11 protein-coding genes are annotated in these 12,658 nt (G+C 47.7%); 8 read left to right on the top strand and 3 right to left on the bottom strand.

The window, feature by feature from the left end:
- Positions 1–2: 2 nt before the first annotated feature.
- The 3 genes from ICN22_RS10955 to ICN22_RS10945 are packed head-to-tail and all read left to right on the top strand — an operon-like array spanning position 3 to position 3,485.
- Positions 3–836: a carbon-nitrogen hydrolase family protein gene (locus tag ICN22_RS10955; RefSeq protein WP_216171065.1), complete on the top strand. Its 834-nt coding sequence runs from the start codon at positions 3–5 to the stop codon at positions 834–836.
- A 24-nt stretch (positions 837–860) separates the two neighbouring features.
- On the top strand, positions 861–2,351 hold the full coding sequence (gene tldD, locus ICN22_RS10950) for a metalloprotease TldD (RefSeq protein ID WP_255533944.1): 1,491 nt from the start codon (positions 861–863) through the stop codon (positions 2,349–2,351).
- 9 nt (positions 2,352–2,360) lie between these two features.
- The gene (locus ICN22_RS10945; RefSeq protein WP_216171063.1) at positions 2,361–3,485 is read left to right on the top strand and encodes a 3-deoxy-7-phosphoheptulonate synthase; all 1,125 of its coding nucleotides are present in this window, start codon (positions 2,361–2,363) and stop codon (positions 3,483–3,485) included.
- Between the two features lie 51 nt (positions 3,486–3,536).
- On the opposite strand, the gene ICN22_RS10940 is transcribed toward ICN22_RS10945, so the two are convergent.
- The gene (locus tag ICN22_RS10940) at positions 3,537–4,106 is read right to left on the bottom strand and encodes a cob(I)yrinic acid a,c-diamide adenosyltransferase (RefSeq protein WP_215305209.1); all 570 of its coding nucleotides are present in this window, start codon (positions 4,104–4,106) and stop codon (positions 3,537–3,539) included.
- Positions 4,107–4,133: 27 nt separating this feature from the next.
- Here ICN22_RS10940 and ICN22_RS10935 point away from each other — a divergent pair, with 27 nt between their 5' ends.
- The 5 genes from ICN22_RS10935 to proC are packed head-to-tail and all read left to right on the top strand — an operon-like array spanning position 4,134 to position 9,667.
- The gene (locus tag ICN22_RS10935) at positions 4,134–5,639 is read left to right on the top strand and encodes an FAD-linked oxidase C-terminal domain-containing protein (RefSeq protein ID WP_216171113.1); all 1,506 of its coding nucleotides are present in this window, start codon (positions 4,134–4,136) and stop codon (positions 5,637–5,639) included.
- On the top strand, positions 5,639–6,787 hold the full coding sequence (gene glcE, locus ICN22_RS10930) for a glycolate oxidase subunit GlcE (protein WP_216171061.1): 1,149 nt from the start codon (positions 5,639–5,641) through the stop codon (positions 6,785–6,787). The genes ICN22_RS10935 and glcE overlap by 1 nt, the downstream gene beginning before the upstream one ends.
- A 20-nt stretch (positions 6,788–6,807) precedes the next feature.
- On the top strand, positions 6,808–8,088 hold the full coding sequence (glcF, locus tag ICN22_RS10925) for a glycolate oxidase subunit GlcF (RefSeq protein ID WP_216171059.1): 1,281 nt from the start codon (positions 6,808–6,810) through the stop codon (positions 8,086–8,088).
- Positions 8,085–8,810, top strand: a complete 726-nt coding sequence (locus ICN22_RS10920) for a YggS family pyridoxal phosphate-dependent enzyme (RefSeq protein WP_216171057.1) — start codon at positions 8,085–8,087, stop codon at positions 8,808–8,810. Before glcF ends, ICN22_RS10920 begins: the two co-directional genes overlap by 4 nt.
- The gene (gene proC, locus ICN22_RS10915; RefSeq protein ID WP_216171049.1) at positions 8,807–9,667 is read left to right on the top strand and encodes a pyrroline-5-carboxylate reductase; all 861 of its coding nucleotides are present in this window, start codon (positions 8,807–8,809) and stop codon (positions 9,665–9,667) included. Before ICN22_RS10920 ends, proC begins: the two co-directional genes overlap by 4 nt.
- On the opposite strand, the gene ubiA is transcribed toward proC, so the two are convergent.
- Together ubiA and recG are read right to left on the bottom strand one after the other, a co-directional pair.
- Positions 9,653–10,504 (bottom strand): 4-hydroxybenzoate octaprenyltransferase, encoded by an 852-nt coding sequence (ubiA, locus tag ICN22_RS10910; RefSeq protein ID WP_216171048.1) that lies wholly within the window; start codon positions 10,502–10,504, stop codon positions 9,653–9,655. The two genes, proC and ubiA, sit on opposite strands and share 15 nt — an antisense overlap.
- A 48-nt stretch (positions 10,505–10,552) precedes the next feature.
- Positions 10,553–12,649: an ATP-dependent DNA helicase RecG gene (recG, locus tag ICN22_RS10905; RefSeq protein ID WP_216171046.1), complete on the bottom strand. Its 2,097-nt coding sequence runs from the start codon at positions 12,647–12,649 to the stop codon at positions 10,553–10,555.
- Positions 12,650–12,658: the final 9 nt, after the last annotated feature.

The following is a 12,658-nucleotide window of genomic DNA, read 5'->3' as shown; positions in this document are numbered from 1 at the left end:
AAATGAACGTACCAAGAAATTCTTCTGAACTCAACATGGCATCGATACAAATGGTATCGACTCCCAGTCTCAATGAAAATCTCGAGACTGCAGCTCGCTTAATTAAAGCCGCTACAGATTCCGGGGCGCAGATTGCCGTGTTGCCGGAATATTTTTGCTTAATGGGTTTGAAAGATACCGATAAGGTCAATGCACGGGAGGTGGCTGGGTCTGGTCCGATTCAAGAGCGACTTGCCTCAATCGTACAAGAAAATAATATTTATCTAGTTGCTGGAACCATTCCTTTGGAGGCCAAAGAATCTAATAAGGTTCTGAATACCTCACTAGTATTTGATCCTCAAGGCACACAAATCGCTCGTTACGATAAGATTCATTTGTTTGGTTTTCAAACTCCAACGGAGCGTTACGAAGAGTCTGAAACTATTTCAGCGGGTAGCCTACCAGGCCAATTCTCAATCGAAGTTGATGCAGTGGAATGGCGCTTTGGATTGAGTATTTGTTATGACCTACGTTTTCCAGAGCTATACCGCGCCCTTGGCCAAGTGGATTGTCACATTATTCCAGCTGCATTTACCTACACCACAGGTAAAGATCATTGGGAAATTCTTTTGCGCGCTCGCGCAATTGAAAACCAATGCTATGTCTTAGCTTCAGCCCAGGGCGGCCTTCACTTAAACCAACGGCGTACCTGGGGTGAGAGCATGCTAATTGACCCATGGGGAGAGATATTGAGCAATCTTCCTAAAGGTGAAGGTTTTATTCAGGGCACGCTCAGCAAAGATAAATTAAAAGAGGTACGCTCTAAGTTACCCGCATTAAAACACCGCAAGCTTTAATATAGAAAGTTCAGCAAAATCAAGATGAGAGCACCAGAAGCATTATTTCCAAGTGATTGGACTAAGCCCAAAAAACAGGCCGACCTTCTCAAGCTGGCTAAATCTATTTTGCTTGAGCCAAGCGGGCTCTCTGAGCAAGATTTGCATCACACCTTTGGCAATATGTTTACGCATCAGCTCGACGATGCTGACCTTTATTTCCAACATACTCGTAGCGAGAGCTGGAGCCTTGAAGAGGGTATCGTGAAATCCGGTAGCTTTAGCATTGATCAAGGTGTTGGAGTGCGCGCGATTTATGGAGATAAGACTGCCTTTGCTTACTCTGATGAAATTAATTTAGAGGTCCTAAATAAAGCAGCCAAATCTACTCGCGTGATTGGACCCCAAGGTGGTACACGCGCTGTTGCGAGCAAAATCTTTACGCCTGTTTCCAATGGACTCTACTCAGACTTAAACCCTTTAGATTCACTAGCACCCCAAGAAAAGATCGCTTTACTTGAAGGCATTGAGCGTCGCGCAAAAGCACGTGACCCACGCATCATTCAGGTGATGGCTAGCTTAGCTGGTGAGTTCGATGTCGTGCTCGTTGTTCGAGCGGATGGCCTATTGGCAGCTGATGTACGTCCACTAGTAAGAGTATCAGTGCATGTGATTGCCGAACAAAATGGTCGTCGCGAATCTGGGTCTTCAGGAGGTGGTGCTCGTCATGATTACCACTACTTCAATACAGAACTGATTAATCAATATGTTGATGAGGCAGTTGATGGCGCACTGATCAATTTGGATTCTCGCCCTGCCCCAGCCGGTCCAATGACAGTAGTGATGGGGCCAGGATGGCCTGGCGTGTTATTGCACGAAGCAGTAGGTCATGGCCTTGAGGGCGACTTTAATCGCAAGGGCTCATCTGCTTTTGCTGGCTGCATTGGACAACGCGTTGCCGCTAAAGGTGTCACTGTAGTGGATGACGGAACACTTTCCGGTCGTCGCGGTTCACTCAATATTGATGACGAAGGTACGCCTACCCAGTGCACCACCCTGATTGAAGACGGCATTTTGAAAGGGTATATTCAGGACAGCCTGAATGCCAGACTCATGAATATGCCCCTGACGGGCAATGGACGGCGCGAGAGTTTTGCCTCCCTACCGATGCCCCGCATGACCAATACCTACATGCTGGCCGGTAAGGATGATCCCCAAGAAATCGTAGCCAGCATTAAACGCGGCCTTTATGCGGTCAACTTTGGGGGCGGTCAAGTCGATATTACTAGCGGTAAATTCGTATTTTCAGCCTCAGAGGCCTATTGGGTAGAAAACGGCAAAATTCAATATCCAGTTAAGGGCGCCACCATCATTGGTAGCGGTCCGGAGTCCTTAAAACAGATCTCTATGATCGGAAATGACCTGAAATTAGACGGCGGCATCGGGGTTTGCGGCAAGGAAGGCCAGAGCGTCCCTGTGGGCGTTGGGCAACCAACTTTACGCATCGACAGCCTGACTGTCGGAGGAACGGCTTAAAATAGCCAGATGAGCCAACAAAATACGAATCCCGCAAACTGGTACGCTGCCGTTGATAAAACGTCAGACACGGACGATCAACGCATTCACAATATTACTGTTCTGCCACCACCAGAGCATTTAATTCGCTTCTTTCCGATCGCAGGAACACCTACAGAAGCACTCATCAGCAAGACACGTAAAAAGATTCGCGACATCATTCACGGAAAAGATGATCGCCTGCTCGTGATCATCGGGCCTTGCTCGATTCATGATCCTCGTGCAGCACTAGAGTACTGCCAAAGACTACTTATAGAGCGTGATCGTTTTGCAGGTGAACTCGAAATCGTGATGCGTGTCTATTTTGAAAAGCCACGCACCACTGTTGGCTGGAAGGGTTTAATTAATGACCCGTACTTAGATGAGAGCTATCGCATTGAAGAAGGTCTGCGAATGGCTCGCCAAGTATTGATGGAAATCAATCGCCTAGGCATGCCTGCAGGTAGCGAATTTTTGGATGTGATTTCTCCGCAATACATTGCGGATCTGATTTCTTGGGGCGCTATTGGCGCACGCACAACCGAGAGTCAAGTGCATCGCGAACTTGCTTCTGGCCTCTCAGCGCCAATCGGATTTAAGAATGGTACTGATGGCAACATCAAGATTGCTACTGATGCTATTCAGGCAGCCAGCCGCCCACACCACTTCTTATCAGTGCATAAGAACGGTCAAGTATCTATTGTGGAAACTAAGGGCAATAAAGACTGTCACGTTATTTTGCGTGGCGGTAAAGAGCCTAACTATGAAGCGCAATATGTTCAAGCAGCCTGCTCTGAACTACAGGCAGCAAAGCTTCCAGCCAGTTTGATGGTTGACTTATCGCACGCAAACTCCAGCAAAAAACATGAGCGTCAAATTGTGGTGGCAGAAAATATTGCTGAGCAAATTGAATCTGGCTCACATCATATTTTTGGTGTGATGATTGAAAGTCACCTCAATGATGGTGCGCAAAAATTCTCGCCCGGAAAAGATGATCCAAACAAATTGGAATACGGCAAGAGCATTACCGATGCTTGCATTAATTGGGAAGACTCAGCCAATGTATTACAACGTTTGGCTTTAGCTGTAAAGAGCCGCAGAAAAGCAAAGAAATAATGAGGTAAGAAGATAAAGTGAAACTGCTTTATTAATCTAAAAGAGACTAAATTATTTAGTCTCTTTTTTTTCATGCTTCCATAAAACGTCTTGACCACCTGCAGCACGATTGAGAACCCGCGCTAATACAAACAATAGGTCTGATAAGCGATTAACGTATTGACGCGGAGCGTCGTATAAAGGCTCCTCCCATCCCAAACGCACAATCGATCTCTCCGCCCGTCTACAGACAGTGCGGCAGACATGGGCCTGAGAAGCTGCCCTAGTGCCGCCCGGAAGAATAAATTCAGTCAGAGGGGGCAAAGTCGCATTGAATTTTTCCAGCCAAATATCCAACTGGGCTACCTGCTCTGGTTTAAGTAGGGTGTAGTTAGGAATACAAAGCTCCCCACCCAGGTCAAATAAATCATGCTGTACTTGCAAAAATAGGTTTTTGAGCTCCTCTGCAAGGCTCTCGGGGATCGATTCAGTCATTAAAACCCCGATTTCGGAGTTCAATTCATCCACATCGCCCATAGCGCAAATGCGCAAATGATCCTTTTCTACCCGGCTACCATCGCCAAGCCCGGTCATGCCCGCATCACCAGTTCTGGTGGCTATTTTTGAAAGTCGATTTCCCATAAAACTAATTATAGGTAAATGGCTAAAATGATTCCTATGAATATGGTGACCCCACCCCCCGAACTCGCGGCTATTACCGCCCTGCAATCCAAACTGGTATCGGCCTTGCGCCCTATCCTCCCCGAACATGCCTTGCTATGGGAGCCTGAGGACACGATTCCTTATGAATGCGATGGCCTGGCAGCCTATCGACGTATGCCCCTAGCGGTAGCTCTGCCGGAGACTGAGGAGCAGGTTGCCCAGATTTTGAAGATTTGCTTTGCGATGCAGGTGCCCATTGTCCCCCGCGGATCTGGCACCGGTCTATCGGGTGGTGCCATGCCTATCTCCCAGGGCCTAGTGCTCTCGCTAGCCAAGCTCAAAAAGATCATCAACATCGATCCGTTCACGAGAACTGCAGTTGTGCAGCCAGGTGTTCGTAATTTAGCGATCTCCGAAGCGGTAGCTCATCTCGGACTGTATTACGCCCCAGACCCATCTTCACAGATCGCCTGCTCTATTGGCGGGAACGTCAATGAAAACTCCGGTGGTGTGCACTGCCTCAAATATGGCCTGACGCTTCACAACGTTTTAAAGGTGCGCGGCATCTTGATGAACGGTGAGATCGTAGAGTTTGGTAGTCTTGCACCAGACTCCCCAGGACTCGATTTATTAGCAATTGTGATGGGTAGCGAGGGCATGCTTGCTGTCGTGACCGAAGTCACAGTAAAGCTGGTTGCTAAACCCAAGTTGGCGCGCGTCATCATGGCCAGCTTTGACGATATTGAAAAAGGTGCAGATGCAGTAGCGGCCATCATTGCTGCTGGGATCATTCCAGCCGGCCTAGAGATGATGGATAAAGCCACCACTCGCGCAGTAGAAGAGTTTGTTCATGCGGGATATGACCTCGAAGCCGAAACCATTCTGCTTTGCGAATCCGACGGCACGCCTGAAGAGGTTGCGGAAGAAATTGAGCGCATGACAAAAGTTCTAGAGCAAGCCGGTGCCAGCGGCATTCAGATTTCTCAGAATGAAGCGGAACGCCTGAAGTTTTGGAGCGGTCGCAAAAATGCTTTCCCAGCAGCCGGCCGCTTAGCTGCCGACTATTACTGCATGGATGGCACGATCCCACGCAGAAATATTGGCACTTTACTAAGACGTATACAGGGTATGGAAAAGAAATATGGTCTTGCCTGCTTAAATGTATTTCATGCGGGTGATGGCAATATGCATCCCCTCATTTTATTTAACGGTGCCGATCAAGAAGAGTGGCATCGCGCCGAAGAATTTGGTACTGAAATTTTAGAAGCCTGCGTTGAGCTTGATGGCACGATCACTGGTGAGCACGGTGTTGGCATTGAAAAAATTAACTCCATGTGCATTCAATTTGGTGAAGGTGAACGCGAATCATTTTGGGGTGTTAAATCCGCATTTGATCCAGAGCGACTATTGAATCCCGATAAAGCCATTCCTACCTTGAACCGTTGTGCTGAATATGGCCGCATGCGCATTAGTGGTGGCAACTTACCGCATCCTGAGTTGGAGCGTTTTTAATGTCGGCAACTAGCAATGCAAGTATTGACTTATTTCAAGAACAAATTCTGGCGGCAGTTAAAAATAAAACTCCTTTATCGATTGAAGGTGGCGGCACAAAGTCTTGGTATGGGAATGCCAATTCTTATGCCAAGTTAGATACCCGCACTTACTCGGGGATTTTAGAATACCAGCCTGAAGAGCTTGTGATTACTGCGTGCGCTGGTACACCGCTAAAAGAAATTGAAGCCGCTCTAGCTGATAAGAATCAAGTGTTAGCATTTGAGCCCCCTCACTTTGGAGAGCGCGCGACTTTTGGTGGAGCGATTGCTGCAGGCTTGGCAGGCCCGGGGCGCATTAGCGCTGGTAATTTACGGGATTTTGTTCTGGGTGCTCGCATCCTAGACGGTAAAGGCCAAGATCTATCCTTTGGGGGCAAGGTGATGAAGAACGTTGCGGGATATGATGTCTCACGCTTATTGCCTGGATCAATGGGAACCTTATCGCTGTTGCTAGAAGCTTCCGTAAAAGTATTACCGCGACCAGCTGCTACAGCATCTCTTCGTTGCAACATTACCCAAGCACGGGCACTGCAGCTCCTAAATGAATGGGCAGGACAGCCATTACCACTCTCAGCAAGCTGCTGGATCGGCAGTTCAATCGGTGGTAATGGTGAACTCACCATTCGCTTAGCCGGTGCTGCTGCTGCAATCAAAGCAGCAATTCCAATCATGGGTGCAGCTGTCAATGCAAGCGAACTAGACCCTCAAGTAGCTTCAAAATTTTGGGCCGCTTTGCGCGAACAGCAATTAGCTGTTTTTTCAAACCTCAATAGTGATGAAACTTTATATCGCCTCGCACTCCCAGCCGCCTGTGGAACACTTGCTTTTCAAAATGTGAACGGTGACATTGCTTTGGAATGGCATGGTCAGCAACGCTGGATAAAGGCGCCGGGTGATGACGCTACTTTTACCTCTATCAAGGCCTTAGCGAGCGCTCATGGTGGGCATGCAACTCGTTTTAAGCAAGGGAGTAATGTTGACTCAGGCACACAACGCTTTACCCTTTTGAGTGAGCAAGTGCACTCAACTGCATTGGAGGCAGTACAAACCCGCCTCAGAACCGCCTTTGATCCTGCGGGCATATTTGCTACTTCACGCCTTCCCTAAGTATCTTTTTTAGCGCCCTTATGCAAACTCAACTCGCCCCCCAATTCGTCAATACTCCCGAGGGTATTGAAGCCGCCAGAATTCTTGGCAAATGCGTTCACTGCGGCTTCTGCACCGCTACATGCCCTACCTACCAATTACTAGGTGATGAGCTCGATGGTCCCCGAGGTCGTATCTACCTCATCAAACAAATGGCGGAAGGCCAAGCCCCTACCGAAAAAACACGTCTGCATTTAGATCGCTGTCTGACTTGCCGCAATTGTGAAAGTACTTGTCCTAGTGGCGTGCAATACGGCAACTTGGTCGATATTGGGCGCAAGTGGGCAGAAGAAAACACTCCCAAGCGTCCTCTTGGTCAGCGCCTCACACGCTGGGCCCTAAAAGAGGGTTTAACTAGCCCTAAGTTATTTAATTCTGCGATGGCGATTGGTCGCTTAGTTCGCCCACTCATGCCGAGTGGTATCCAGCGCAAGATTCCGGAAGCTAAAAATAAAGCGCTCAATCCAAACACTGATCCTTATGCAAGGCCACAGACTAGCCACTCACGCAAGATGCTATTGCTCGAGGGCTGCGTTCAACCTGGCATGCTGCCAAACATTAACTCAGCAACAGCACGGGTTTTAGATGCACTCAAGATTCAGTTAATTTCCGCGCCTAACGCTACTTGCTGTGGAGCATTGCGCCACCACCTAAACGATCAAGTGGGTGGCCTAGAAAATGCTAAACAAAATATCGATGCCTGGTGGCCGCAAGTTGAGCAAGGCGTTGAAGCCATTGTGATGACCGCTTCTGGTTGTGGCGTGATGGTCAAAGATTATGGCCATCTACTTTCGAATGATCCCCAGTACGCTGTTAAGGCCAAGACCATCTCCGCTCTCACTAAAGATATTTCAGAAATCCTGCCAGTACTTCAGGAAGAGCTCGTTGCCCTAGTGGGTAGTGATCCAAAACCTGGTGTGGTTTATCACCCGCCCTGCACACTGCAACATGGCCAACAAATTCGCGGCAAAGTAGAGGGTCTGTTAGCTAATATTGGTATTGGCGTGCGCTTATGCGCTGATAGTCATCTTTGTTGTGGTTCTGCAGGCACCTATTCAGTAACCCAGCCAGTACTCTCAGAACAGTTACGCAATAACAAACTAACTCATCTCAATGCTGCCTGCGAAGAGTCTGGAGCGCAAGTCATTGTTTCCGGAAATATTGGCTGCATCACTCATCTTCAACAAGATGACAATCCAGTCATGCATTGGATTGAGATTGTTGACCAACTCATTAGTCAAAAAAACCGAATCCCATCATGAGTCAAGTCACCACAAACCTTATGATGTTGAGGCAGCGACTTGAACTGGCAGCTTTGGCGGCTAAACGTGAGCCTGAGGACATTCAACTACTTGCTGTCAGCAAAACCTTTCCCGCTATAGCGATTGAGGAGGCTATGCATGTCGGGCAAACTGCTTTTGGTGAAAATTATGTCCAAGAAGGCGTTGAAAAAATTCAGCAACTTGCTAAATTGCGCCCTTGGCTAGAGTGGCATTTTATTGGCCCACTACAAAGCAATAAGACACGTGATGTTGCGGAACATTTTGACTGGGTACACAGTATTGATCGCATCAAAATTGCAGAACGCCTTTCTACTCAACGCGGAGAATTTTCCAACTTAGAGCCATTGCAGGTTTGCGTTCAGATTAATGTCAGCGAAGAAGATAGTAAAAGCGGTATTTCTCTCGAAGAGGTCGATGCTCTTTGCGATGCGATCTCCAAATTACCTAATTTAGTTCTGCGTGGACTCATGGCCATCCCTGCACCTAGCGATGATGTCAACCAGCAACGTCAATCTTTAGCTTCTGTTCGAGAATGCTTTGTCGGAATTAAGGCAAAGCATATTGGTGATGATGGGTATGATTTCTTTGATACGCTCTCCATGGGAATGTCTGATGATCTGGAGGCTGCAGTCACTGAAGGCAGTACCATGGTACGTGTAGGTAGCGCCATTTTTGGGAAGCGCGATAAGATCAAGGCATGAGCACACAACAAACAAACCAAAATGCCCACATCACCTTCATTGGGGGTGGCAATATGGGTCGCGCTTTAATTAGCGGCCTACTAGCTAATGGTTTTGAGGCCAATCAACTGTCTGTAGTCGAGGCAAATGCTAGTACTGGCTTGCAGTTGCACCAAGATTTTGGCGTGCAAATCATTGGCGCTTTGGATCAAATTGCTTTTAACTTCTCTAAAAACAATATCGTAGTCATGGCAATTAAACCCCAGGACTTTAATGTGGCAGCCAAGTCTTTAAGTGCAAAACTCAAGCATGCGACGGCACCAGGTCCACTTATTCTCAGCATTGCTGCGAGCATTCGTCTTAAAGATATGAGTCGCTGGCTTGATCATGAGCGCTGTGTACGTGCGATGCCTAATACCCCAGCATTAATTGGTAAGGGCATTACTGGGCTATTCGCTGATGCTGCGGTCAATGCATCTGACCGCGCCTTGGCAGAAACTATTTGTAATGCAGTAGGTCAAGCAGTCTGGGTGAATGAAGAAAAACTCATGGATGCGGTTACCGCTGTTTCTGGAAGTGGTCCCGCCTACGTTTTTGCGTTCTTAGAGGCCATGCAATCGAGTGGCGAGAAACTGGGGTTGGACTCGGCTACCGCTCGCAAACTTGCTTATGCTACCTTAGAGGGCGCTACACAATTGGCCCATAACTCAGATGAGCATGCGGGTGTACTGCGTGAACGCGTTACTTCCAAGGGTGGCACTACTGCTGCTGCGCTAGAGATACTCACGCAACTCGATTGGCATGGTGCGCTTGAAAAAGCAATTGATGCGGCTAGTCAACGCGGTAAAGCCATGGGCGATGAATTAGGTAAGACCTAATAGAATTCCCAGAAATAAGAATCCACCCAACCAGTTGTTGTGGCGAAATGCCTTGAAGCAATCTTCCCGCTTGCGACTAGCCACTAACTTCAGGTGATATAGGGCGCAAGCTACAGCAAAGCACCAACCCACCCAAAAGTAATTATTGAGATTAGCTAGTTGAGCAACCCAAATCTGGCTCAGAAATAGTGCGCAGTAACTCAAGGCAATTACGAGAACATCAAAACGACCAAAGGTAATAGCTGAGGTGCGCAAACCCAAACGCACATCATCATCACGATCAACCATGGCATAAGCTGTATCGTAAGCAATCGCCCAGAAGATATTGCCCACAAACAAAATCCAAGCCTCCATTGGAATGAAATCCAATACAGCGGCATAGGCCATCGGAATTCCAAAGCCAAAGGCAATACCCAGGACTGCTTGCGGAATAGCAAAGAAGCGTTTGGTGAAAGGGTAAATAATCACAACTGCCAAGGCAAAGAAAGAGAGTTCTTGAGTTAAAGTATTTAGAGGTTGAATCAGTATGTAGGCCATCAATGCCAAAGTGGCTGCAACTGCTAATGCTTCTTTTCCAGAAATCTTTCCACTCGTAATAGGTCGCTCTTTAGTTCTCAAAACATGGCGATCAAAATCTTGATCTGCATAGTCATTCATAGCGCAACCGGCACTACGCATTAAAAATGTTCCTAAGATAAAAATAATCAAGAGCTGCCATTGAGGAAAACCACCACTCGCTAGCCAAAGGGCCCACAAGGTTGGCCACAATAGTAATAGCGTTCCGATCGGTTTATCCAGACGGATTAGATAAGCGTAAGCAACAAGACGATCGCGCATCAGATAATTAGTCTTTCTTTATTTGCAATCAGAGTCATGGTGTAATTATCAAGCTTTTAGAAACTCAGTGCGAGAGCCAAGCCAACGCTCCAGATGTCTTTCTACTAGGTCGCCATGCTCAGCTAACAGACGCTCTGCCGCTGTCTGAGCCAGCTCAATCAGCCAGGCATCCCGTTGCAGGTCGACAAATCGCAACATCGCATCCCCAGATTGTTTGGCCCCCAATAATTCACCTGGACCACGAAGCGACAAGTCGCGCTCTGCGATTACGAATCCGTCTGACGTTTCTCGTAAAGTTTGTAGGCGTTCCTTGGCAGCCATAGATAGTGGTTCCGCATACATCAAGATACAGACTGAATCAGCCGAACCGCGCCCAACACGTCCACGTAATTGATGAATCTGTGCATAGCCAAAACGTTCAGCGTGCTCGATCACCATCAGTGCTGCATTAGGCACATCCACCCCAACTTCAATCACGGTTGTCGCTACCAATAGTTGGATTTCATTGGCCTTGAAGGCTGCCATTACTGCAGCCTTCTCCTCACTCTTCAGGCGACCATGAACTAGGCCTACTTTGAAGTTTGGTAAAGCCTGAGTTAACTGTTCAAAACTTTCAACCGCTGTTTGCAATTGCAGAACTTCAGACTCTTCAATCAAAGGACAAACCCAATAGGCTTGCAGCCCCTTTACCAACCAATCATGTAATCCACCAATTACCTCATCCCTACGCGCTGACTTCACTACCTTAGTTGCAATTGGTTTGCGGCCGGGAGGCAATTCATCAATGACAGAAACGTCTAAGTCAGCGTAGTAGGTCATTGCCAGAGTCCGTGGAATCGGGGTAGCCGACATCATTAATTGGTGGCAATAAAACAGTTCCGAGCCAACACGTTGCTGAATCTCTAAACGCTGTCTCACGCCAAAACGATGTTGCTCATCAATGACTGCTAAACCCAACTTTGCAAAACTTACCTTATCCTGAATGAGTGCATGTGTACCAATAATGATTTTAGCCTCACCGCTCTCAATCATTTCTTGTGCGAGTCGTTTTTCCTTAGCTTTCAAGCTTCCAGAGAGCCAAGTAATCTTTACTCCTAAGGGCTCAAACCATTCCTGCATTTTGAGGTAGTGCTGCTCTGCCAGAATCTCTGTCGGCGCCATGATGGCAGCTTGATAGCCATGATCCATCGCACGCGCAGCAGCCAATGCTGCAACCACCGTTTTCCCACTACCAACATCGCCTTGCAATAAGCGATTCATTGGAAAGGTATTTGATAAATCGGATCCAATCTCCGACCAGACACGAGCTTGAGCACCTGTCAGCTTGAAGGGCAGGACTGTCAGCAAGCCATCTTCAATGCTGTTTTTTGTTTTGCTTATTTTGTTTGTATTACTTGCTTGCTGACTCTTCACAAAACTAGGGGAACGCCTTTCTCTTCGGATGGCGTGCGCTCGCTTTAAAGAAATCTGCTGAGCGAGTAATTCCTCAAACTGCACGCGGCGCCAGGCAGGATGCGTGCGCTCTAAAAGTGCTTGGGTATTGGCATCAGCAGGTGGCTGGTGTAAATAAGTAATTGCATCTTGCAGCGGTGGCCAATCACTTGTTAGCAGAATTTCTGCCATGAGTTTGGATGGTAAAAATTCTGCCAAGCTCTCTTTTAGGCTTGCATCTTGAAGGGCTTTGAGCACTGCCTTGCGAATCATAGTTTGTGAGATTCCAGCGCTGGCTGGATAAACGGGGGTCAGGCTCGCTGGCAGTGGTGCCTCTGGAATTACTGCACGAACAGTAGGGTGAACTATCTCCGCACCTTGATAACCCTCTCGAATTTCACCCCGCACCCGGATGTGACTACCGACTGCCATTTGCTTTTGCTGGCTAGGATAGAAATTGAGAAAGCGTAGTTGCAGTGAAGCAGTTTCGTCCTCAATCGTGACTAATAACTGTCTTCTGGGGCGAAACGTCACCTGATTACGAATCACGACGCCCTGAGTCTGGATCGAATGAAATCTTCCCAGACCTAAGGCCTCCTCAATGCTGAAGAGCTCCGTCTCATCCTCGTAGCGGGATGGCAGATGCAAAGCAAGTGCCATAGGGCTGTTTAAACCCATTTTTTCGAGTGCAGTTGGCGTTCGCTTAGTTGTCATCGTTAAAAT

It is taken from the genome of Polynucleobacter bastaniensis, from assembly GCF_018882205.1.
GTDB classification, from domain to species: Bacteria; Pseudomonadota; Gammaproteobacteria; order Burkholderiales; family Burkholderiaceae; genus Polynucleobacter; species Polynucleobacter bastaniensis.
The sequence above is the reverse complement of the archived record's forward strand: the minus strand, read 5'-3'. Positions and strand labels throughout refer to the sequence as shown.